The 20,717-nt window shown below is 72.4% G+C and carries 21 protein-coding genes; 1 reads left to right on the top strand and 20 read right to left on the bottom strand.

Going from position 1 to position 20,717, the window contains the following annotated elements:
• Positions 1-53: 53 nt before the first annotated feature.
• From ACFV9Q_RS18795 to ACFV9Q_RS18700, 20 genes are all read right to left on the bottom strand, one after another.
• Positions 54-650 carry a TetR/AcrR family transcriptional regulator gene (locus tag ACFV9Q_RS18795; protein ID WP_377235633.1) on the bottom strand — a complete coding sequence of 199 codons (597 nt, stop codon included), beginning with the start codon at positions 648-650 and terminating at the stop codon, positions 54-56.
• Positions 651-701: 51 nt separating this feature from the next.
• Positions 702-1,937: an epoxide hydrolase family protein gene (locus ACFV9Q_RS18790; RefSeq protein ID WP_377235632.1), complete on the bottom strand. Its 1,236-nt coding sequence runs from the start codon at positions 1,935-1,937 to the stop codon at positions 702-704.
• A gap of 38 nt (positions 1,938-1,975) precedes the next feature.
• The gene (locus ACFV9Q_RS18785; protein ID WP_377235631.1) at positions 1,976-2,446 is read right to left on the bottom strand and encodes a nuclear transport factor 2 family protein; all 471 of its coding nucleotides are present in this window, start codon (positions 2,444-2,446) and stop codon (positions 1,976-1,978) included.
• A 21-nt stretch (positions 2,447-2,467) separates the two neighbouring features.
• Positions 2,468-2,878, bottom strand: coding sequence for a nuclear transport factor 2 family protein (locus ACFV9Q_RS18780; protein WP_377235630.1), 411 nt, complete (start codon positions 2,876-2,878; stop codon positions 2,468-2,470).
• Between the two features lie 177 nt (positions 2,879-3,055).
• Entirely contained in the window at positions 3,056-5,236 is a 2,181-nt protein-coding gene (locus ACFV9Q_RS18775) for an RICIN domain-containing protein (protein WP_377235629.1), read from the bottom strand.
• A 93-nt stretch (positions 5,237-5,329) separates the two neighbouring features.
• Complete coding sequence (locus tag ACFV9Q_RS18770; protein WP_377235628.1) at positions 5,330-5,836, bottom strand: hypothetical protein; 507 nt, start codon at positions 5,834-5,836, stop codon at positions 5,330-5,332.
• Positions 5,837-5,891: 55 nt separating this feature from the next.
• Positions 5,892-7,034 (bottom strand): N-methyl-L-tryptophan oxidase, encoded by a 1,143-nt coding sequence (solA, locus tag ACFV9Q_RS18765; protein ID WP_377235627.1) that lies wholly within the window; start codon positions 7,032-7,034, stop codon positions 5,892-5,894.
• 59 nt (positions 7,035-7,093) lie between these two features.
• Complete coding sequence (locus tag ACFV9Q_RS18760) at positions 7,094-7,840, bottom strand: SDR family NAD(P)-dependent oxidoreductase (RefSeq protein ID WP_377235626.1); 747 nt, start codon at positions 7,838-7,840, stop codon at positions 7,094-7,096.
• The gene (locus tag ACFV9Q_RS18755) at positions 7,837-8,760 is read right to left on the bottom strand and encodes a fumarylacetoacetate hydrolase family protein (protein WP_377235625.1); all 924 of its coding nucleotides are present in this window, start codon (positions 8,758-8,760) and stop codon (positions 7,837-7,839) included. Before ACFV9Q_RS18755 ends, ACFV9Q_RS18760 begins: the two co-directional genes overlap by 4 nt.
• Entirely contained in the window at positions 8,757-9,680 is a 924-nt protein-coding gene (locus tag ACFV9Q_RS18750; RefSeq protein WP_377235624.1) for an amidohydrolase family protein, read from the bottom strand. Before ACFV9Q_RS18750 ends, ACFV9Q_RS18755 begins: the two co-directional genes overlap by 4 nt.
• Before the next feature lie 40 nt (positions 9,681-9,720).
• Positions 9,721-10,218 carry an RbsD/FucU domain-containing protein gene (locus tag ACFV9Q_RS18745; protein ID WP_377235623.1) on the bottom strand — a complete coding sequence of 166 codons (498 nt, stop codon included), beginning with the start codon at positions 10,216-10,218 and terminating at the stop codon, positions 9,721-9,723.
• Positions 10,215-11,177, bottom strand: a complete 963-nt coding sequence (locus tag ACFV9Q_RS18740; RefSeq protein WP_377235622.1) for a ribokinase — start codon at positions 11,175-11,177, stop codon at positions 10,215-10,217. Before ACFV9Q_RS18740 ends, ACFV9Q_RS18745 begins: the two co-directional genes overlap by 4 nt.
• A complete protein-coding gene (gene deoC / locus ACFV9Q_RS18735) occupies positions 11,167-11,871 on the bottom strand; it encodes a deoxyribose-phosphate aldolase (protein WP_377235621.1) in 705 nt (234 codons plus the stop codon). Before deoC ends, ACFV9Q_RS18740 begins: the two co-directional genes overlap by 11 nt.
• Positions 11,872-11,966: 95 nt before the next feature.
• Entirely contained in the window at positions 11,967-12,809 is an 843-nt protein-coding gene (locus ACFV9Q_RS18730; RefSeq protein ID WP_377235620.1) for a carbohydrate ABC transporter permease, read from the bottom strand.
• On the bottom strand, positions 12,806-13,720 hold the full coding sequence (locus ACFV9Q_RS18725) for a carbohydrate ABC transporter permease (RefSeq protein WP_377235619.1): 915 nt from the start codon (positions 13,718-13,720) through the stop codon (positions 12,806-12,808). The genes ACFV9Q_RS18730 and ACFV9Q_RS18725 overlap by 4 nt, the downstream gene beginning before the upstream one ends.
• 1 nt (position 13,721) lies before the next feature.
• Complete coding sequence (locus ACFV9Q_RS18720; protein ID WP_377235618.1) at positions 13,722-14,999, bottom strand: ABC transporter substrate-binding protein; 1,278 nt, start codon at positions 14,997-14,999, stop codon at positions 13,722-13,724.
• 98 nt (positions 15,000-15,097) lie between these two features.
• Positions 15,098-16,567: a hypothetical protein gene (locus ACFV9Q_RS18715; RefSeq protein WP_377235617.1), complete on the bottom strand. Its 1,470-nt coding sequence runs from the start codon at positions 16,565-16,567 to the stop codon at positions 15,098-15,100.
• Positions 16,564-17,577, bottom strand: a complete 1,014-nt coding sequence (locus ACFV9Q_RS18710; protein WP_377235616.1) for an aldo/keto reductase — start codon at positions 17,575-17,577, stop codon at positions 16,564-16,566. Before ACFV9Q_RS18710 ends, ACFV9Q_RS18715 begins: the two co-directional genes overlap by 4 nt.
• Entirely contained in the window at positions 17,570-18,574 is a 1,005-nt protein-coding gene (locus tag ACFV9Q_RS18705) for a hydroxyacid dehydrogenase (RefSeq protein WP_377235615.1), read from the bottom strand. The genes ACFV9Q_RS18710 and ACFV9Q_RS18705 overlap by 8 nt, the downstream gene beginning before the upstream one ends.
• A 43-nt stretch (positions 18,575-18,617) precedes the next feature.
• Positions 18,618-19,820: a mandelate racemase/muconate lactonizing enzyme family protein gene (locus tag ACFV9Q_RS18700; RefSeq protein WP_377235614.1), complete on the bottom strand. Its 1,203-nt coding sequence runs from the start codon at positions 19,818-19,820 to the stop codon at positions 18,618-18,620.
• 50 nt (positions 19,821-19,870) lie between these two features.
• On the opposite strand from ACFV9Q_RS18700, the gene ACFV9Q_RS18695 reads away from it, so the two are divergent.
• A complete protein-coding gene (locus tag ACFV9Q_RS18695; RefSeq protein WP_377235613.1) occupies positions 19,871-20,608 on the top strand; it encodes a FadR/GntR family transcriptional regulator in 738 nt (245 codons plus the stop codon).
• Positions 20,609-20,717: the final 109 nt, after the last annotated feature.

Raw genomic sequence — 20,717 nt, 5'->3', positions numbered from 1 at the left:
GAGCTGGCTCAAAGCGAAGAAACCCGGGCCTCAAAGGGGATCGAGAGCGGCAGTTACCGGGTCCCGAGCAGGGGCTCCAGCGTCGTGTCGAGCGTGGTCTCCAGGTAGGACAGCCGCCCCGTCGCCCGCAGCATCACCACACCGCCCTGGACGGCGGTGAGGATGCTGCGGGCCGTGTCGCGCACGGGCAGGTCGGACCGGGCCGACCCGTGCACGATCAGGGCCTGGACGCCGGCGATCAGCGCGCCCTCCCAGCGGTCGTAGAGGTCGCTGACGACGGCGCCCGCCTCGGGCGACGCGCTGCCGAGCTCGGAGGTGAGTGCCCCGAGGGGACACCGCCCGCCGAGCTCGGCGTAGTGCCGCAGCACCGCCTCGCGCCAGGCCCGCCAGCTCTCCGGCGTCGACAGGTCGTCGACGTGCGGGCGCTGCGCCCCCATGACCTGCTCCGCCTCGTAGACCGTCACCGCCACCAGCAGGCCCGCCCGCCCGTCCGGGAAGTAGTGGAAGAGCTGGCTCTTGCTCGTGGAGGTCGCCTGCAGCACCTGGTCCAGGTTGGTCTCCGCCGCGCCCTGGTCGCGCATCAGCAGCGCGGCGCCCGACACCAGCCGCAGCCTGGTCGCGGCACCCCGGGCCGTCATCCGCATGCTCATCTCCTCAGGCTAGTGGTGACGGCGCCGGAACTGGATGCCACGGTCCAGTGCTCAGCGGAGCGGCCGGAAGGTCGCACGGATGTCCTCGACGACCGCCTCGGGGTTCTCCCACGGCGTGAAGTGCCCGCCGTGCTCGTGCGCCTTGAGGTAGGTCGGGTTGTACCAGGGCTTCTCGGCCGGGTCGTCGAGGAAGAACTGGACCCGCTGCTCCGTGCTCACCCCGGGCGGGTTCTCGTTGCCGAGGAACGTCAGCCCGGTGGGCGCCTCGATGATCGGCGTGCGGTCGTGCGACGGCGTCCACGGGTAGCGGTTCGCGTTGACGTACGAGCGGATCGAGCTGGTGATGGAGCGGGTGACCCACCAGATCGTGGCGTTGGTGATGAGGTGCTCCCGGGGGAACACGCTCTCGACGTCGCCGTTCGACTCGCTCCACTTGGTCCACCGGCGCAGGATCCACGAGAGCATGCCGACCGGTGAGTCGGCGAGCCCGTAGGCGAGGTTCTGGTTGTCGAGGATGTGGACGGCGACGTGCGACGCGTAGCGGTCCTGGAACGTCAGGATGCCGTCCCGCACCTCGTCGGACGCGCCGGCCGGCACCGTCGCGCCGCCGGTCAGGTCCCACGGCCGCTCGCCCTGGAAGAGGTCCAGGTGGATCGCGTGGCCGAGCCAGATGCCGTACAGGTCCTTCGCGTACTTGTGGCCGAGCTGGCTGGTGACCAGGGCGCCGTAGTCCGCGCCGGCGGCGCCGTACCGCTCGTAGCCGAGATGGTCGGTCATGAGCGTGTGCCACAGCTCGGCCATCTTCCAGAAGTTCATGTCCGGGCGGCCGGTCGGCGTCGAGAAGCCGAAGCCCGCCAGCGACGGCACGATAACGTCGAACGCGTCGGCCGGGTCGCCGCCGTGCGCGGCGGGGTCGGTCAGCGGCCCGATCACCTTGGACCACTCGCGGTAGCTCCACGGCCAGCCGTGGCTCATGATCAGCGGGATCGGGGCCGGCCCCTTGCCCGCCTCCTTGACGAAGTGGATCGGCGTGCCGTCGACCGTGACCCGGTACTGGTTCGCCTCGTTCAGCGCGCGCTCGGCCGCCCGCCAGTCGAACTCGTCGAGCCAGTAGGCCACGAGCTCCTTCATGTAGGCCTGGCTGGTGCCGTAGTAGCCGTCGGACTCGTCGATGTCGGCGGGCCAGCGCGTGTTGCGCAGGCGGTCCTTGAGGTCGTCGATCGTCTCCTGCGGGATCGCGACGCTGAACCGGTGGCGCTCCAGGTCGGTGCTCTCGGTGTGGGCCATGGTGGTGCTCCTTCGGGGGTCGGGTACCGGCGAGCTCGTCATGCGAACTCCAGCCGGGTGCGGGTCTGGGTGCGGGTGGCGATGCGCCACGCGCCGTCGACCCTGCGGTAGGTGACGTGGTAGTGGCCCCAGCCGCGCATGGTGCGGAACGGCGGCAGGGTGTCCCCGGGCGCGGGTTCGGGGATCGCGCTCTCGCCCCGGAAGATGAGGTCGGCCATCGCCCAGACCGCCGCGGCGGTGTCCGGCGTCTCGACGTCGATCTCGTGGGTGAGCAGCTGGTGCAGCGGCTGCACGTCGCCCGAGTTGCGGGCGCCGAGCTGCCCGGCGATGTCGGCGGGCCCGGACATGCTGACGATCTCGTTGCCGTCGACGTCGAGGGAGCGGAACCAGCCGTCCTCGGCGAACAGGCCGGCCAGGTCCTGCCAGCGCTTCTCGTCGGCGTAGCGGGCGTACCGCGCCTCGAGGCGGCGGATGTCCTCGATCGCGTTCAGGGTCTCCAGGTCTCTCATGGCTGTTCCCTTCCGCGCCGGTCAGAGGCCCAGGAGGCGCTTGGCCTCCAGCGGGTTGGTGTAGTCGCGCCAGGCGGCGATCTTCCCGTCGCGGATCTCGTAGACCGCGAGGTTCTTGATCGGGGCCAGCGGCTTGCCGGCGAGGCCGAGGCCGTGCACCTGCTCGGCGATCACCACGTCGCCGTCGACGGCCTGGTGGAGGGTCTCGAACCGGACGCCGGCGAAGGTGCGGAACACGCCCGCCCACATCGCGACGAGGTCGGCGCGGCCGTGGACCTCGGGGTCGCCGTAGTTCTCGAAGACGACGTCGTCGGCGAGGAAGGAGCCGAGCAGGGCGGCGTCCTTCTGCTCGAAGGCGTCGACGAACTCGCGCACGAGGGCGTCGTTGCGCGCCTCGCGCCCGGTGGTGCTGGTGCTGGTGCTGCTGGACATGGGGGCTTCTCTCCTCAGTTGGACTGTGCGGTCCACTGTGAACCCCAGAAGTGGGACCAACAAGCCGGTTTTTTGCCGCTCCCCTGGACTTTTTGGGGCCCGGGTTTTTTTCGTTGGAGCCGGGCCCAAAGAGAAGAAACCCGGGCCTCAAAGGGGATCAGGGTCAGCCCGCGGACGTCACGGACCCGTTGTCAGGTACGTCACCTGCCGCCCCGAGTTCACCGTCTCCCCCGTGTTGTTGATGACCCGCCGGATCGTGCCCACCCCGCCCAGCGACACGGTGACCATGTTGTGGAACCGCACCCCCGACCGCACCGGCACCTCGAAGGCCCGCGCGTTCGCGACCGCCGGGTTGACGTTGAAGAACGCGTAGCTGCCGAGCCCCCAGGCCTGGTGGTCGGTCACGGCGTCGCCCACCTTGTACGCCGCCCAGCCCTCCGTGGAGCCGTTCATGTACGCGGCCTGGTTCGGCGGGTCGTACGGCATCTCGTTCTGGTAGAAGTACGTGCGCCCGCGCTCGCCGTTCCAGATGGTCTGGTACTGCTGGTAGTGCTCGACGAACAGGCCGTACATCGTGACGTCGTCGCCGTTGACGATCAGGCCGTTGCGGCCGGTGTTGATGTTCCAGCCCACCGTGCCGTTGTTGCCGTGGTCGGCCCGCCAGATCCAGGCGTGGTCGCCGATCACGTCGTCGCTGTTGACCTCCATGCTCACCACGGACTTGCCGGCGACCGACCCGCCCACCCGGATGAACACGTCGGACAGCACCGTCGGGTTGGCCGCGTGGTCCGCGGACGAGCCGGCCGGGCCCACCTGCAGCAACACGTTCGATCCGCCCGTCCCGGCGTCGAACATGATCCCGGCCAGGCGTACGCCGTCGACGTCGGCCACGCGCATGGCGTCGATGCCGCCCTGCGGCACGAACGTGGCGAGGCCCAGCCCGAGCACCACCGTGTCCGCGCGGTTGACCTGGAGCGTCTGGTTGATCTGGTAGGTGCCAGGCGTGACCAGCAGGTGCTTGCCGGCGGCGAGCGCCGTGTTCATGCTGGCGGCGGAGTCGCCGGGCCGCACCACGTGGAAGTCGCTGATCGGCAGCGAGCGCCCGGCCGGGTTCCCGCCTCCCCACGTCGTCCCGGTGGAGCCCGACCGGACGGCCGGGACGAAGACCCGGTAGGAGCCGTTGTCGTCGACGTAGAGGTACGGCTTCTCCGCGACCTTCGGGGTGGTGGCGATGGTCGTGTAGGGCGGGTTGGGGAAGCTGTTCGACGGCGTCCCGGTGCTGCCCACGAACACCTGGTTCCAGTTGGACCCGGTCCAGCTCCCCATGGCGGAGTTCCGCGTGAGGAACTGCTGCTGGGTGCCGGAGTTGATCTGGCCGTCGATCTTCGAGTCGGCGATGAAACCGCCGGACGACCAGCCGCCGTCGGACAGGGCGAGGCCGCCGCGCAGGTGCATGCGCCGGTAGGGCGCCGCCTGGGACACGGACCAGCGGTCGTTGCCGTCGGCGGGCGTCACGGACAGGCCCTCGGCGGAGCGCCAGAAGTTCTGCGTGGCGTTCTGCGAGCCGTCCGGCCACCAGTCGGCCTCGACGTGCACGTGGCCGTTGATGTTCACGTCGTCGGGCACCAGGCCGAGGCCCGCGACCTGCGTGAAGAAGCCGACGTTGGCGTCGACGTCGTAGGAGCCCGGGTAGAACAGGAGCGCCTGGCGCTGGGTGCCGAACTGGTTGGTCTCCTGCGCGTCGAAGACGCTGTTCAGCTTGGCCTGGACCGCGGAGTCGGACATGGACGTGTCGAAGACGGCCACGTTCGGGCCGAGGTCCGGGTTGGCCGGGTCCGGCAGGACCGGGTCGGGGTTGGGCTGCGGCACCGAGCTCCCGTTGTGCGTCCACTTCTGGTTGGCGGCGCCCGTGCAGGTCCAGAGCTGCACCTTGGTCCCGTTCGCCGTCGCGCCGCCCGTGACGTCCAGGCACTTGTTCGCGGCCTGGTTGACCAGGTCGCCCGCCGCGGTCAGGGTCCACCGCTGGCTCGCGAGCGAGGAGTAGCAGTCCCAGAGGTGGACGACGGCGCCGTTCGCCGTCGAGCCGTCCGCGACGTCGAGGCACTTGCCGCGCCCGCGCACGGAGCCGTCGTCGGCGAAGGTCCAGGTCTGGTTGGTGTTGTTCGCCGTGCAGTCCCAGATCTGGGGCCGGTTGCCGTTCGCCGTGGACCCGTCGGTCACGTCGAGGCACCGGGCGCTGGCCGAACTGACGATCGTGCCCGTGGAGGCGGCGACCGCCCCGGGGGACGCGACCACCCCCAGCAGGCCGGCGAGCAGGACGGCGCTCAGTGCGCCGACCACCTTCCGAACACGTGACATGGCAGCCTCCGGCAGGGTAGGGCGCCGCATCGTCGCGGCGGCCCCTCACCCTACCGACCCACTTACTAACCTGTCAGTAGGTAAAACCCCGTATCAGCGCCGCCGGGGCAGGGGCTTGGGCTCGGCCGGGTCCGTGCCCTCGACGCCCGCCGGGACCGCCGCGGCCGGGGCCAGGGCGGCGGCCAGCTCGCTCTCGTCGGCCGTCGCGCGGCAGTAGACCCGCTTGCCGTTGCCCTCGCACAGCTCGTGCAGGCCGGCGGCGAAGGCGTGCAGGTCCTCGGGCTCCGCGCGGCGGAACCGCCGGGAGAGCGACCAGTGCTTGACGACGTCGTCCAGGGTGGTGGGTCGCACCATGCCGAACAACGTGACCAGGTGGTTGGACAGCCGGATCAGCAGCCGGGCGCCGTCGGGGCTCTCGGCGACGAGCTGGGCGCTGCGCAGGCCGTCGTCACCGGTGGGGCCGCCGAGCAGCCGCTCGAGCTGGCCAAGCACGGAAGCGGGATCGACGACGTGGGATGCCACGGCTCCGTCGATCTCGCCGCCTTCGATCGTCAGGGCAGCCGTCTCGTCGTCCGGGGCTGCAAAATACTCGAACCTCATGCGCGCATCTTTCCGCATGTCAGGGGGTGCTCGGTGCCATTCTTCACGCGGGAGGTCACGCGAACCGGTCCGGGTTCATGAAGCCCACGTCGCCGTAGGTCTGCTCGCCGACGGCGATCTGCGCCAGCAGCTCGCCCACGCCCGCGACGTGCTTGAACCCGTGGCCGCTGTCGCCGCCCGCCATGACCAGGCGCGGGTCGCCGCCCGGCCGGCCCACGAGGAACTGCTCGTCCGGCGAGTTGGTGATCATGCACGGGATCGCCTTGACCGGGACGGGGTCCACCTGCGGGAACGCCGCCGCTACGGTCTCGGCCAGGCGGTCGACGTCCGTGCGCGGGTGGATGTACCGGTCCAGCTCGTCAGGGTCGGTGTCGTCGTGGCCGTGGTCGCTCAGCCCGATCTTGATGTGGAAGCCGTCGCCGCTGCCGTGGCCCCACAGCCCGCGGCCGTCGGCGAGCTCGTAGATGAACGACGGGAAGGCCGACAGGTCGAACTCCTGGTCGGCGCCCGCCCTCGGCGCGAACCAGAACAGTGGCGTGCGCCGCGGCCGCAGGGGCAGCCCGGGCAGGAGCTTCGCGTTCCAGGCCCCGGCGGCCACGATGGCCTGACCGGCCTCGAACACGGCCGTCGGCGTGGTCACGCGCACGCCGCCGTCCACGAGCTCGACCGCCGTCACGCGCGTGCCCGGGTACACCTGGGCGCCGGCCTCGACGGCGGCGCGGACCTGCGCCCGGACGTTGCGCTCGGGGAAGCACAGGCCGCCCTCGGGGTCGAACACGGCGACGGTCTCGTCGTCGTACGCGGCGTACTGCGGGAACCGGCGGACCAGCTCGTCGTGCGACAGGCGGTCCAGCTCGACGCCGGCCGCCGCGGCCGCCGCCGTCGTGCCCTGGATGACGCGCGAGCCCGGGGCGCCCACGTTGAGGCAGCCGGTCTGCTCCACGTACGACTCGCCGTACCGCTCCCCCAGCTCGGTCCACAGGTCCAGCGACCGACGCGCCACCGCGGCGAGCCCGGGGTGCTCCATGCAGGCGACCCGGAACAGCCGGGTCACGCCGTGGGAGGAGCCCAGGTTGTGTCCGACGTCGAAGCGGTCGATGCCCGCGACGGAGACGCCGCGCTCCGCGAGGCGCCACAGCGCGGCACTGCCGAACCCGCCCAGCCCGACCACGACGACGTCCGAGGTAATGGTGTTCACGCGCCCACGCTAACCCGGCCCACCGACACGGCGGCCGGGCCGTCCACAGGCAGCCTCCTTCACGCCGGACGCACCCGGAGCGAGTGCATGCCCCCGTCCACCGCGATCGTCGTGCCCGTGGTCGACGCCGCCTGCGGGCTCGCCAGGTAGGCGACCGCCTCGGCCACCTCGTCCGCGGAGACCAGCCGGCCGTGCGGCTGCCGGGCCTCCAGGGCGGCGCGCTCGCCCGCCGGGTCGGCCGCGCTCGCCAGGAGGCGCCCCACCCAGGGGGTGTCGACCGTGCCGGGGTTGACGGCGTTGACCCGGATGCCCTCGCGCACGTGGTCCGCGGCCATGGCCTGCGTCAGCGCCAGCACGGCGCCCTTGCTGGCGCTGTACAGGGCACGCTGGGGCAGGCCCGCGGTCGCGGCGATCGAACAGGTGTTGACGATCGCGGCGGCGGGCGAACGCCGCAGCAGCGGCAGCGCGGCCCGGGTGGTGCGCGCGATGCCGACGACGTTCAGGTCCAGCACCCGCAGCCACTCCTCGTCCGGGTTGTCGGCCACGGTGCCCTGCGCGCCGATGCCCGCGTTGTTCACCAGCACGTCGAGCCGCCCGAACTCCTGCTCGACGGCCGCGACGGCGGCGTCCACCGAGGCCGCGTCGGTCACGTCGACCGGCAGCGCGACGTCGGCGTCGGCGGCGTCGGGGTCCACGTCGAAGACCGCAACCCGGGCGCCACCCGCGCGCAGGCGGCGCACGATCGCGGCGCCGATCCCGGAGGAGCCGCCCGTGACGACGGCGACGAGGCCGTCGAAGGCGGTCATGCGCGCACCTCCGTGCTCTGCGCAGCACCGGCGTTCCCCGTGGAACGAGCCCACGCCACGTACTCCTGGCGCTGGCGGCCCAGCCCGTCGATCTCGACCTCCACGACGTCGCCCGGGACCAGGTACGGGAACCGGCCCGACAGTGCGACGCCCTCGGGCGTGCCCGTCAGCAGCACGTCGCCGGGTTCGAGCGCGAGGTACTGGCTCAGGGTGTGCACCAGCACGTCCACGCCGAAGATCAGGTCCGACGTGGTCGAGTCCTGGCGCGGCTCGCCGTTGACCCAGGACCGCAGGCGCAGCCCGGCCCCGAAGGCGCCGGCCGCGCCGTCCGTCGCGTCGGCCTCGTCGGGCGTGACCAGCCACGGGCCCAGCGGCGTGAAGCCCGGGGCGTTCTTGCCCTTGGACCACTGGCCGCCTGACTCCTCGATCTGCCACGCCCGCTCGGACAGGTCGTTGGCCACGGTGTAGCCGGCGATCACGTCGCGGGCCTCCTCGGGCGAGTCGAGGTAGCTGGCGCGGCGGCCGATCACGACCGCGAGCTCCACCTCCCAGTCCGTCTTCCGGCTGCCCCGGGGGATCGTGACCGTGTCGTCCGGCCCGGCCACGGTGTTCGGCGTCTTGAGGAAGATCACCGGCCGCTCCGGCGGGGCGGAACCCGACTCCGCGGCGTGCGCCGCGTAGTTCATGCCCACGCAGACGACGGCGGACGGCCGGGCCACCGGGGCGCCGAACCGCACGCCCTCGACGTCCACCGGCTCCAGCGTCCCCGCCGCGAGCGCCGCGCGGGTGCGCGCGACGCCGTCGGCCGCGAGGAACGCCCCGTCGATGTCGGCGGTGAGCGGGCTCAGGTCGCGCCAGACCTCGCCGTCGTGCACGACGGGGCGCTCCTGGCCGGGGGTTCCGATCCGGGCGAGCTTCATCCTTGCTCCTCTTCTTCCTTGGGTTCTGCTGTGGCGGAGGCGGGCAGGCCGTACGCGCGCCGCGCCGTGCCGTGCCAGACGGCGTCCTGCTCGGCGGGCGAGAGCCCGGCCAGGAGGTCCGTCAGGGTGTCGACCCACTGGTCGTAGCGGGCGGCCAGGAGGCTGACCGGCCAGTCGGAGCCGAACATGAGGCGCTCCGGCCCGAAGGCGGCGACCGCGTGCTCGACGGCGGGCCGCAGGCCCTCCGCCGACCAGTGCGACCACGACGCCTCGGTGACCAGGCCGGACAGCTTGGCCGTCACGTTCGGCGCGGCCGCGATGGCGTCGATCGCCGCCGCCCAGTCCGCGAGGTCGCCCGTGGTGCTGGGGTCGTCGCCGGCGAGCGGGGGCTTGCCCAGGTGGTCCAGCACGAACGGCACCTCGGGCACCTCGCGCACCAGGCGGGCGACGGCGGGGAGCTGGTCGTGCCGGGTGACCAGGTCGACCACGAGCCCGGCGTCCGCGACCGCCCGCAGGCCCCGCCGCAGGTCGGCGCCATCGAGGTAGGCGGGGTCGTGCTCCGCCTGGACCATCGACCGGACGCCGACCAGGTGCGCTCCCCCGGAGCCCGCCCGCAGCCGCGCGACGGCGTCCGCGACGCCGGGGTCGGCGAGGTCCACCCAGCCGACGACGCCCCGGACCACCGGGGTGCGCGCCGCGAGGTCCAGGAGGTCCGTCGTCTCGGCCTCGACCTGGACGGACTGCACCACGACGGTCCCCGTCACGCCCTGGTCCGCGAGTGCCCGGTCCAGGTCGTCCGGCGTGAAGTCGGCGTCGATGGCGCCCATCGTGCCGGGGTCGATCCAGGGCTGCGGCGTCCGCGAGCGGACCCAGAGGTGGTGGTGGGCGTCGATCTTCTCGGGCACGGCCTTGTGCGTCATGGCGTCATCCTTCCTGGCCTGATCGGTCCTGGCCCAGCCCTCAGGCGAGGTCCGGGCGCACGGACTCGCTGATCAGCCGGCGCCGCTCGGTGTACGCGGGCAGGATCGTCACCTCGTCGTCGTCGAACCACTCGAACGGCGCCGTCGAGGCCACCAGGGCGAAGTTGGCCCACGGCTCGAACGAGCCGGATCGCACCACGACCTTGGCGCGCGGCGCCCACTCCGCGATGAGCGCCTCGTGCGTGGTCCCGTGGAACGTCGCCCCGGAGCCGGTGAAGATGTCCTGCACCTCGCCGTACAGGCGCGGGTGGTGGGTCTTCAGCTCGGTGGCGAAGTGCGCCTCCTCGAAGAACGTCGAGTCCAGGAGCGCGCGCAGCACCGACTGCACGTCGAGCTGCCCGCGGGTCAGCGCGAGGTCCACCCGGTTCGCGCCCTCAGGAATGGGAAAGCCCGCGTCGGTGACCAGCACCACGTCGGTGTGCCCCAGCGTGGCCAGGCTCCGGGCCAGCTCGGGGTGCAGGATCCGTCCGGCTCTCATCGTGATGCCTCCGTGGTTGTCGTGGCGGCCGTTTCGGCACGGGCGAGGAACGCCTCGACCGTGGCCCGGTCCTGGTAGGACGGCACCGTCTCCCAGTGCTCGCAGCACAGCGCCGCGACCGTCCCGGCGAACCGCGCCGCGGCGGGCAGGTCGCGGCCCTCCCCGAGGGCCACGGCGAGGGCCGCGTTGAAGCTGTCGCCCGCGCCGTTCGAGTCGACGACGGCGACGCGCACCGGCGGCACCTCGGCCGCCCCGTCGGCGGTGACGACCAGGGCGCCGGCCTCGCCGAGCGTGATCACCACGGCGCGCGGGCCGAGGGCCAGCAGACGGGCGCCAAGTTCGGCGGGCGGCGTCGCGTCGTCGGGCCCGAGGCCGAGCGCCGCCTTCGCCTCGTGCTCGTTCGGCGTGAGCACGTCCACGCAGGTCAGGTCGGTCCCGCGCAGGTCGACGGCGGGCGCGGGGTTGAGGATGGTCGTGACCCCGGACGCCCGCGCCACGGTGAGCGCGTGCAGCGCGGTGGCCAGCGGGATCTCGAGCTGGGCGAGCGCGACGTCGGCTGCGGTGAGGGCCCCGGCCGCCGCGTCGACGTCGTCCGGCGAGAAGCTGTTGTTCGCCCCGGGGTCGACGACGATGACGTTGGCGCCCGCCGTGTCCTTGACGATGAACCCGACGCCCGTCGACTCTCCGGCCGCTACTCGCAGCCCGACCGGGTCCACGCCCTCCTGCTCCAGGAGGGCGCGGAACTCCGCGCCGTAGACGTCGTCGCCGACCACGCCGAGGTACGACACCCCGGCGCCGAGCCGGGCCGCCTGGACCGCCATGTCGGAGCCCTTGCCCCCGAACGTCCCGCGGAAGTCCCGGCCGATCAGCGTCTCGCCGGGGGCCGGGATCCGGTCCGCCGTCATGACCAGGGCCTTGGCGTAGCTGCCGATCACCGCGATCGAAGCCTCAGTAGGCATCGGGGTCCCCCACGAGCCCGTCGACGATCGCCGGGCCCGAGCTCGTGCCGACCAGCTCGGCGCCGGCGTCGAACAGTGACCGCATCTTCTCCAGCGAGTTGACCTTGCCGGACACCTTGACCCGGCACGGCGCCTCGATGTTCGCGACGAGCAGGCGCACGTCGTGCTCCGTGGCCGCCAGGCCGCCCTTGCCCCAGCCCGAGGACTGCTTGACCCAGTCGACGCCGGCCTCGTAGGCGATCCGGGTGGCCTTCACCTTGAGCTCGTCCGTCTCCAGGAACCCGAACTCCAGCATCGCCTTCACCTTGACGCCCTCGGCGTGCGCGACGGCGACGATCTCGGTGATGTCCCGGGCGTACAGGTCCTCGTCGCCGCCGAGCAGCAGCCCGGGGTGCGGCGGGAAGTCGAACTCGTCCACGCCCTCGGCCACCAGGGCCCGCAGCGCGGCCAGCCGCATCGACAGGGTGTCGTTGGCCATCGGGAAGTTGAGGGTGGAGGCGACGCGCACGCCCGTGCCGGCCAGCACGTCCTTGGCGAGCGAGACCCAGTAGGGCGCGATCATCGCGGCGTCGAACCCGTACTCGACGCAGGTCTCGACGTGCGCGACGAGGCCCGCCCGGGTCAGGTCGGGGTTGACGTTGGTGTACTGGATCGCCTGGGCGACCTGCTTGGAGTCGGTGAAGTCGACGGTCATCGGGGGTCTCCTCGGTGAGGGGTTGGGTTGCGGGTGGGCAGGGCGGAGCCAGGCAGGCCGACGACGGCGGGCGACGACGGCGGAAGGAAGCGGGCTCAGCCCTTGACGGCCCCCGCCGAGAGGCCGCCCATGATGTGCCGCTGCATGACCACGAAGATCAGCAGGATCGGCACCACGGCGAGCAGCAGGGTGGGGAAGACGATCTCGTAGTTGGTCGTGTAGGTGGACACCGCGGCGTACACGCCGGTGGTGATCGTCCGGAACTGCGACCCGGGGCCGAGGATGAGCTGCGGGCTGACGAAGTCGTTCCAGGCGCTCAGCGCGTTGAGGATGAACGCGGTGGCGACGATCGGCCGCATGAGCGGGAACACGATGGTCCACAGGATGCGCTGGCGGCCCGCGCCGTCGATCGCCGCGGCCTCGTCCAGCGACCTCGGCAGCATCCGGATGTACCCGCTGAAGATGAACAGCGTGAACGGGATCATCGTGGACGACATGAACAGCACCAGGCCCGGCAGCGTGCCCATCAGGCCGAGCGCCTTGAGCACGAAGATCGCCGGGACCAGGATGATCTGCGCCGGCACGAACATGCCCGCGACGAAGAAGAACAGCAGGAACCGGAACAGCGGCGTTGGTGTGCGGGCGATCGTGTACGCGGCCGGGACGGACGCCCCGATGGCCACCACGTTGCACGCCACCACCAGGAAGAGCGTGACGGCGTAGCCCTCGACCACCGGGAAGCTCGTGTTCTGCCACGCGGCCGCGATGTGGTCGGCGGTCAGGGTCGCCAGGTCGAACCCGAGCGGCGACAGCAGGATCTCCTGCTGCGGCTTGAACGCGTTGACGACCATGATGTACATCGGCACGAGCATGGCTGCCGAGAGCACGGCCACGACGGCGACCTGGACCGCCCGGCGGATCGGGCTGGTGCGCGTCATCCGACGGCCTCCGCTCCTTCTTCGGCGCGCCTGCGGAGCGCGATGATCGTGAACGACAGGATGCCGGCGACGACGACGAGCAGGACGGCCTGCGCGCACGCGAGGCCCACCTTGTTGTTGGCGAAGGAGACCGCGAGGATCTCGTACGCCCAGGTCTGCGTCGCGTCGCCGGGCCCGCCGTTGGTCAGGCCCAGCACCACGTCGTAGACCTTGAGCAGCGACAGGATCGACGTGACGATCGTGACCGTCACGGTCGGCGCGAGCGCCGGCCAGGTCACGTGCCGGAACACCTGCGGGCCGTTGGCGCCGTCGAGCCGCGCGGCCTCCTGGAGCTCCGGCGAGACCGCCTGCAGGCCCGCCAGGTACAGGACGAGCTGCACGCCGAACTGCGCCCACACGATCACCCCGATGAGGGTGACCAGCGCCCAGTCCGGGTCGGACAGGAACGGCAGCGTGGACTGCCCGGCGTTCTCCAGCAGGTTGTTCACCGCGCCCTGGGGCCCCAGGATCGCCTGCCACAGGAACCCGACGATCAGGGCGGACAGCACGTGCGGGTAGAACATCACGGCGCGCGCGAAGGTGTTGAACGGCGTCGTGCGGCGCAGCAGCAGGGCGAGGCCGAGCGCGGCGCCGTTCACGAGGAAGGCGCCGACCACGGCGATCACGAGCGTCACCCAGGCCGCCGGGCGCAGGTCGCCGATGGGGTCGGCGATGATCCGCGCGTAGTTCTCCCAGCCCACCCACGTGGGCGCCTGGCTCGGGATCCCGTTGTACTGCGTGAACGAGTAGTAGACGGCGTACCCGACCGGCACCACCGTCAGCCCGGTGTAGACGGCGGCGGCCGGGAGGGTCATCAGCCCGTTCGCGAGACCGGAGAGGACGCCCCGCCGGGTGGTCGTGGTGCGCGCCATGTCAGCCGAGCTTCTCCGCCTCGTACCAGGCGGTCAGGTCGCCGGCGACGTCGGCCGGCGAGCGACCCTGCCACAGGCCCTGGACGAGCTCGGTGAACTTCGGGTTGAACCCCGCGACCGGCAGCGCGTAGTCGCCGACGGTCTGGTTGCCGGGCACCACGTACGACGGCGCGGCGTCGGACAGCTCCTGCACCATCCCCGCGTACTCGTTGCTGCTGGGCTCCAGGCCCTCGCGGCTGAAGCTGTCCATGTCCGCCTGCGCGGCGATGGCGGCCTCGTCGGTGGTCAGATACTCGACCAGCGCCGTGGCGCCGTCCGGGTTCGCCGTGCCCTTCCAGACCATGTACGGGAAGGCCAGGGTGGCGCCCATGGGTCCGGGGGCGTCGGCGGCGTCGGCGACCGGCGGGGCGAACACGCCCACCTCGAACTCCGGCGGGGACGCCGCGAGCGTGGTGCTGAACCAGGAGCCCATCGGGTAGACGCCCACGTCGCCCGCGATGAAGTTGGCCTCCTGCGTGCCGCTGTCCGTCGCCACGTCGTCGGCGGTCGTGTACCCGGCCTCGATCCAGTCCGCGACGTGCTCGAACACCGGCTGGAACTGGTCGCCGAGCGTGGACGAGCCGTCCGCGACGCTCTGCTGCCAGCCCGGCGTGGTGACGTTCTGCTGGGGGTGCCAGATCTCCTGGACCTGCACGCCGGTGGCCCAGTCCGAGGCGAAGGCGATGGGGGTGGCCACGTCCTTCGCGGCGAGGGCGGCCAGCGCGTCGTCCAGCTCGTCCCAGGTGGTCGGCGGCTCGGTGATGCCCGCCTCCTGGAAGAGGTCGGCGTTGTAGTACATCAGCGACTGCGCCTGCATGCCGACGCCGACGACGTTGATCGTGCCGTCCGTCGAGTACAGGTCGGCCATCGGGGTGCCCGAGGCCCAGTCGTACTCCGTCAGGTCGAGCACCTCGGGGGCGGTGTCCGGCCCGGGCACGATCGACTCGATGACGTCGGGGGCCGTGCCCGCCGCGAGGAGCGCGGGGAACGACTCGGCGACCGACTGGCCGCTGGGCCCCTCGATCTTGACGTCGATCCCGGTCTCGTCCTCGAACGGCTTGACGAGCTCCTCCCACTTGGCCTGGGTCAGGTTGTCCGTGATGTTGACGAGCATGCGCACGGAGCCGTCGTCGGCCGAGCCGCCGCTGCCGCCGTCCGAGCCGCAGGCCGCGAGCGCGAGGACCGGGGCCATGCCGAGTACCACGGCTCCGCGCGCCCGGCGCTGGAACGTAGTTGACATCTTTGTCTCCCTACCTTGGGGGTCCGAGCCGGGCCCGGTCGCGGGCTACGGCTAGTTGTCATACATACTACATGTGCAAAGTTCGGTGCAAGGGTGCGCTACGCGTCGCGCAGGTGCCCCCGGTACGGCAGCTCGCCGAGCACCGACACGTCGGTCTCCCGGTCCGAGTCGTCAAGGCGGTAGATGCCGTCGTCGGCCACGAAGAAGTGCGGCGCCCCGGGGAACTCCAGCTCCCGCGGCAGCGGCTCCTTGTCGGTCCAGGCGAAGTACGAGCGCCCGAAGGTGTCGCGGTCCTTGCGGCCGTAGAGGCTGAGGTCGCCGGCCGTCTCGGGACTCAGGACGGCCCAGTGCACGCCGTCCTCGACCCAGTAGGCGCGGTCGGAGAGCAGCACCGACTGCCGGTCGGGGTCCGCGAACACCTCGGCCCAGAACGAGTCGTGCGTGCTCACGTGCCGCACGAGGAACATCAGGTCGTGCGCGTGCCACGCCGTGCTCGGGGCGACGTCGGCCTCGTTGTGCCAGCCCGTGGCCGACGCGAAGTACCCGGCCGGCGTCTGGTACCGCGCGTAGGTGGCGAGGCACGCGTCGACGAACCGGCCGAGCTCGGGGTGGCTCACCTCGGCCAGGATCTCGTCGATGCCGTAGAGGCTGAGCCCCATGCCCGCGACGAGCATGGGCGACGTGGTGCGCAGCACGGTCTCGCCGTTCACGTACCAGTAGCGGTGGAAGCGGGTGCAGCCCCGCTCGTCCACCCAGGCCGAGCGCGCGACGTGCAGGGCCAGGCGGACCGCCTCGTCGAGCAGGTCGCGGCGCCCGAACCGGCGCGCGCCGAGCACGAGCGGCACCATCATCAGGCCGTAGTACTCGGCCGGCTCCAGGATGCCGCCGCCGGCCCGCTCGGTCGGCTGGCGGTAGGCCCCGGCGCTCGCCTCGTCGGGCACGCCCGGGGCCGTGCTCAGCCGCACGAGGGTGTCGAGGCCGTCCTCCAGCTCGTCCGCGTACCGGTCGTCGCCGGACAGCTCCGTGTACCGGAGCTTGGCCCAGACCCGCGCGTACTCCTGGTTCACGGTGCCCTCGGGCGTCGGGCGGCCGCCGCCGTAGACGCGGCAGGCCTCCAGGTTGGCGCGCACTGCGGCCAACACCTCCGCGACCTCGGCGGGGTCGAGCAGGTGCCCGGCGTGCCGCAGCCCCTCCAGCAGGCCGATGCAGCCCGCCATGTTGTGGATGAGGCCGGCCGTGGCCGACTCCCCCACCTGGAAGCCGATGTGCTGGAACTGGCCGTCGTCCTGGACGGTGCGGGCCTGGAACAGCATCATCCGGCGCCACAGGTCCAGCCCGCGGTCGTCGGGGTGCCGGGCCAGCGCCTCGGCGAACGCCGCCGTGGCGGGGGCCGAGAACGCCTGGTGCCCGCTGGTGAAGTCGATGAACGTGGCGGGGTTGGTGCCCCACACGCTGTGGTTGTGGAAGCCCCTGATCTGGCCCTCCGCACCCACCCAGGTGCGCATCCAGCGGGCGAGCGTGGTCACCTTCGGCGACGTCGCGGGCCCGGTGGCGTGGTGGGTGGTCATGACGTGCTCCGTCCTGTGGATGGTTCGTGCGGCGCGAGGCCGTCGGCGAGTACCAGGCCGAGGTGGTCCAGCTCGGCCCAGAGCTCCTCGGGCACCTCGCGCGCGATCCGCTCGGCCGACGTCGTGACGTGCGCGGCGATCCGCATGCCCATGACGACGGACGCCACGGCGGGATGCCGCAGCGCGAACCGGGCCGCGAGGCCGGGGACCGTGACGCCGTACTCCTGCGCGACGTCCGCGATGCGGTGCACCCGGGCGACCAGGTCGCCGGGCGCCTCCGCGTAGTCGAACCGCGCGCCGGGCCGCGGGCGCGGGTTCGCCAGCAGCCCCGAGTTGTAGACGGCGGCCGCGACCACGGAGACCCCGCGCTCGACGGCGGCGGGCAGCAGGTCCGCGACGGCGGCGGCATCCACGAGCGTGAACCGCCCGGCGCACATCACGACGTCGACGTCGGTCTCGCGGACGAACCGGGTGAGCATCGCCGACTGGTTCATGCCGGCGCCGATCGCGGAGACGACGCCCTGGTCGCGCAGCTCGACGAGGGCGCCGACGCCGCTCGTGGACGCCTGCTCCCAGTGCGTGTCGGGGTCGTGCAGGTAGACGACGTCGACCCGGTCCAGCCCGAGCCGGTCGAGGCTGCCCTCCAGGGACCGCAGCACGCCGTCGCGCGAGAAGTCCCACTCGCGGCGGTGGGCGGCCGGGACGGCGAACCCGCCGTCGTCGGTCAGGTGCGCGCGCTCCGGCGTCGGCACCAGGGCCCGCCCCACCTTGGTGGAGACGACGTACTCGTCGCGGGGGCGGCCCGCGAGCGCCGCGCCGAGGCGCCGCTCGGACAGGCCGAGCCCGTAGTGCGGCGCCGTGTCGAAGTACCGGATCCCGGCGTCCCAGGCGGCGTCGACGGCGTCGCGTGCCTCCTGGTCGGTGGTCTCGCGGTAGAGGTTGCCGAGCTGCGCGGCGCCGAGACCGAGCTCGGTCAGGCGGGTGCCGGTGCGGAGGGTGTGCTCACGCATGGTCCGCTCCCAGGTCGTCGGGGTGGGCGAACGGCAGTCCTGCGGCGTACCGCTCGGCCTCGGCCGCGACCAGGTCGCCGATGCGGTGCAGCTCGCCGCCCGCCGACCCGGCGACGTGCGGGGTGAGCACCACGTTCGGGAGGTCCCACAGCTCGCTGTCCGGGGCCGGCGGCTCCGGCTCGGTGACGTCGAGCACGGCGTCGATGCGGCCGGTGCGCAGCTCCGCCACGAGCGCCGCCTCGTCGACCACGCCGCCGCGCGCGGTGTTGACCAGCGTCGCGCCGTCGGGCAGCAGCGCCAGGATCCGCGCGTCGATCTGGCCGGCCGTCTCCGGGAGAAGCGGCTGGTGGAGCGACAGCACGTCGCTCTGCGCCGCGACCTCCTCCAGGGTGCCGAATCGCGCGCCCAGCGCGGCCGCGCTGCTCTCGTCCAGCTCGGGGCTGTACACCACGACGTCGAGGTCGAACGGGCGCAGCAGCTCGATGACGCGGCGGCCCACCTGGGACGCGCCCACGATGCCGACGGTCCGGCGGTAGTTGCCGAGGGTCGCGGGCTCGTGCTCCCGGTCGGGCAGCCGCCGGACCGCGCGGAACTCCCGCTCGGCGGCCCGCGTGCGCTTGTTGGCCAGCAGGATCGTGGCGAGCGTGTACTCGGCGACGGGCAGGGCGTTGACCGCCCGCGCGTTCGCGGCGACCACCCCGCGCGCGGCGTGGGCCGCGGGGTCGGCGAGGCAGGTGGCGGCCACGCCCCCGGCGTAGAGCACGGCGCGCAGCAGCGGGGCGTCGTCGACCCCGATCCGGGGTGCGCCCCAGCCCGCGAGCAGCACCTCGGCGCCGGCGAGCGCCCGGCGGGCCGCGTCGGTGCCGGTCTCGGTCACCACGTGGGCGACGTCGACGTCGAGCACCGCGGCGATCCGGTCGAGGGCGCCGGGCGTGAAGACCTGGCCCACGAGGGACGGGGGCCCGAACGCCAGGACGGCGCGGGGGCGCTGGGACATGGTGGTCATCTCTCTGGGCTGGTGGGTGGTGAGGGCCGGTGGGTCACGGCCGGCGCGGGGCGAGCCGCAGGCCGGCGTCGGCGGGGCGGACGTGCGGCCCGGCCGGGACGGACCACGCCCCCGACTCGCGCTGCGCGGCGATGAGCGCCTCGTCCACCTCGATGCCCAGACCGGGCGACCTGCCGAGAAGTATCCCGCCGTCGGTGAACTCCTGGTCCACGGCGAGCCCGACCGGGGCGTCGAGGTCCTGCACCTCGGTGACGAGGTGGTTGGGCACGGCCGCCGCCGCGTGGGCCACGGGGTTGGCGTCGTACGCCACCGGGCTCACGGGGAGGTCGCGGCCCAGGGCCAGGACGGAGACCCGCAGGAAGTGGGTGATGCCCCAGACGCTCCCGGCCTGCACCACGCCCACGGCGTCGGCGTCCAGGAGCTGGCGGTACTGCTCCAGGCCGGTGAGGTTCTCCCCGGTCGCCACGGCGGCCTGCACGCCGGACACGACGGCGCGGTGCCCGGCGACGTCCCAGCGCCGCACGGGCTCCTCGATCCAGGTGAGGTCGACCTGCTCCTCGACCCGGCGGGCGAGCCGGACCGCCTGGTGCCGGCCCCACGACTCGTTCACGTCGTACATGATCGCGGGCTGGTCGCTGTTGACGCGCAGCACGTCGCGCACGGCCGCCAGCCGCTTCACGTCGCGGTTGATGTCCAGGCCGCCCTTGACCTTCGCGCCGGTGTAGCCGCGTTCGGCCCACCGCTCGTAGAGGCCGACCAGCTCGTCGTCGTCGAGCGCGTACTCCAGGCCGGAGGCGTAACCCGGCACGAACCGGTCGCTCGCGCCGAGCGTCTGCCACAGCGGCTCGCCCGCCATCTTCGCCTTGAGGTCCCACAGGGCCATGTCGAGCGCGCCGATGGTGCCGAAGGTGCCGCCGTGGTGGCCGGACTTGAACACGAACGCGAGCATCCGGTCGTACAGCGCGGTGACGGCCCGCGGGTCCTGCCCCTCCAGGGCGGGGAACACCCGCTCGATGTCGGCGTGCGCGCCGAGGCCGACGCCGGTCAGGCCGCCGTCGGTCTCGACCAGCACGATCGGCACCTCGGTCACGCCGCTGGCCACCACGCCGTTGACGTCGCCCACGGGGCGACCCCAGCGATGGATCGTGGTCAGGCTCCGGTACCCGGTGATTCGCATCGTGCTCCACATCGTCGTCGAGACAGCACGCTCGCGACCCTGCGCCAGCATGTCATTCATAACTTATGATACGAGTGACGATAGTACAACACTCGACTACGCTCTCTCTGGTGAACTCGACACCCGCGGCCGGCGCAGCCGTCCCCCGCCCCCAACGGCACCGGCCCCCGCTCGCCGCGGCTGTCGTCAAGAGCCTGGTCACGGCGATCGTCATCGGTGACTACGCGCCCGGCTCGGCACTGCCGCCGGCCGGCGTCCTGTGCGAGCAGTACGAGGTCAGCCGCACGGTGATCCGCGAGGCGACCACCACCCTGGCCGAGAAGGGCCTCGTCGCCACCCGCCAGGGCTGGGGCACCGTCGTGCTCGACCAGGAGCAGTGGAACCTCCTGGACCCGATGGTCCTGGACGCGCTCTTCCAGCGCGACGACCGGCTGGTCTACCTGGACAACCTCGTCGAGGTGCGCGCCACCCTCGAGTGCGCCATGGCGGCGCGGGCGGCGAGCCGGCTGGACGCCGCGCAGCGCGCGGCCCTGACGGCCAAGGCCGAGGAGCTCGCGGGCCTGATGGACGACCCGACCGCCTACGCCGCGGCCGACGTCGAGTTCCACGAGCTGATCCACCGCGCCTCGCAGGACGCGTTCGGCCGGGCGATCGTGTCGAACATCCAGGGCAAGGCCCTGCACACCCCCCAGTACAGCGGGCACCCGACGCGCGAGGACATCGAGCTGACGCACGACCAGCACACCCACATCCTGGACGCGCTGCTGGCGGGCGACGCGGACGCGGCGTCGTCGGCGATGCACGACCACATCACGGGCAGCTGGGCCCGCCGCCGCCCCACAACCTGACCCCCGCCCGCCTCGCTGAGTGCTGGGGTCTTCTGCGCTGCGGACCGCTCTCGGCCAAAAAAAGGCAAGACACGAACCAAACGGGGGGGGAACAACCAGGGTTAAGTCC

Origin of the sequence: Promicromonospora sp. NPDC059942 (assembly GCF_042731755.1) — a bacterium.
In the GTDB taxonomy this organism is placed as follows: Bacteria; Actinomycetota; Actinomycetes; order Actinomycetales; family Cellulomonadaceae; genus Promicromonospora.
Note: the sequence above shows the minus strand (reverse complement) of the source record. Positions and strands in the feature narration are given on the sequence as shown.

Bases quoted from the DNA above. Each gene is read 5' to 3' on its own strand.
- deoC (WP_377235621.1), bottom strand. From the start codon at position 11,871: ATGACCGTCGACTTCACCGACTCCAAGCAGGTCGCCCAGGCGATCCAG.
- ACFV9Q_RS18720 (WP_377235618.1), bottom strand. From the start codon at position 14,999: ATGTCAACTACGTTCCAGCGCCGGGCGCGCGGAGCCGTGGTACTCGGC.
- ACFV9Q_RS18740 (WP_377235622.1), bottom strand. From the start codon at position 11,177: ATGCCTACTGAGGCTTCGATCGCGGTGATCGGCAGCTACGCCAAGGCC.
- ACFV9Q_RS18725 (WP_377235619.1), bottom strand. From the start codon at position 13,720: ATGGCGCGCACCACGACCACCCGGCGGGGCGTCCTCTCCGGTCTCGCG.
- ACFV9Q_RS18700 (WP_377235614.1), bottom strand. From the start codon at position 19,820: ATGAATGACATGCTGGCGCAGGGTCGCGAGCGTGCTGTCTCGACGACG.
- ACFV9Q_RS18730 (WP_377235620.1), bottom strand. From the start codon at position 12,809: ATGACGCGCACCAGCCCGATCCGCCGGGCGGTCCAGGTCGCCGTCGTG.
- ACFV9Q_RS18775 (WP_377235629.1), bottom strand. From the start codon at position 5,236: ATGTCACGTGTTCGGAAGGTGGTCGGCGCACTGAGCGCCGTCCTGCTC.
- ACFV9Q_RS18750 (WP_377235624.1), bottom strand. From the start codon at position 9,680: ATGACGCACAAGGCCGTGCCCGAGAAGATCGACGCCCACCACCACCTC.
- ACFV9Q_RS18710 (WP_377235616.1), bottom strand. From the start codon at position 17,577: ATGCGTGAGCACACCCTCCGCACCGGCACCCGCCTGACCGAGCTCGGT.
- ACFV9Q_RS18760 (WP_377235626.1), bottom strand. From the start codon at position 7,840: ATGACCGCCTTCGACGGCCTCGTCGCCGTCGTCACGGGCGGCTCCTCC.
- ACFV9Q_RS18785 (WP_377235631.1), bottom strand. From the start codon at position 2,446: ATGAGAGACCTGGAGACCCTGAACGCGATCGAGGACATCCGCCGCCTC.
- ACFV9Q_RS18705 (WP_377235615.1), bottom strand. From the start codon at position 18,574: ATGTCCCAGCGCCCCCGCGCCGTCCTGGCGTTCGGGCCCCCGTCCCTC.
- ACFV9Q_RS18770 (WP_377235628.1), bottom strand. From the start codon at position 5,836: ATGAGGTTCGAGTATTTTGCAGCCCCGGACGACGAGACGGCTGCCCTG.
- ACFV9Q_RS18715 (WP_377235617.1), bottom strand. From the start codon at position 16,567: ATGACCACCCACCACGCCACCGGGCCCGCGACGTCGCCGAAGGTGACC.
- ACFV9Q_RS18755 (WP_377235625.1), bottom strand. From the start codon at position 8,760: ATGAAGCTCGCCCGGATCGGAACCCCCGGCCAGGAGCGCCCCGTCGTG.
- ACFV9Q_RS18790 (WP_377235632.1), bottom strand. From the start codon at position 1,937: ATGGCCCACACCGAGAGCACCGACCTGGAGCGCCACCGGTTCAGCGTC.
- ACFV9Q_RS18745 (WP_377235623.1), bottom strand. From the start codon at position 10,218: ATGAGAGCCGGACGGATCCTGCACCCCGAGCTGGCCCGGAGCCTGGCC.
- ACFV9Q_RS18780 (WP_377235630.1), bottom strand. From the start codon at position 2,878: ATGTCCAGCAGCACCAGCACCAGCACCACCGGGCGCGAGGCGCGCAAC.
- ACFV9Q_RS18795 (WP_377235633.1), bottom strand. From the start codon at position 650: ATGAGCATGCGGATGACGGCCCGGGGTGCCGCGACCAGGCTGCGGCTG.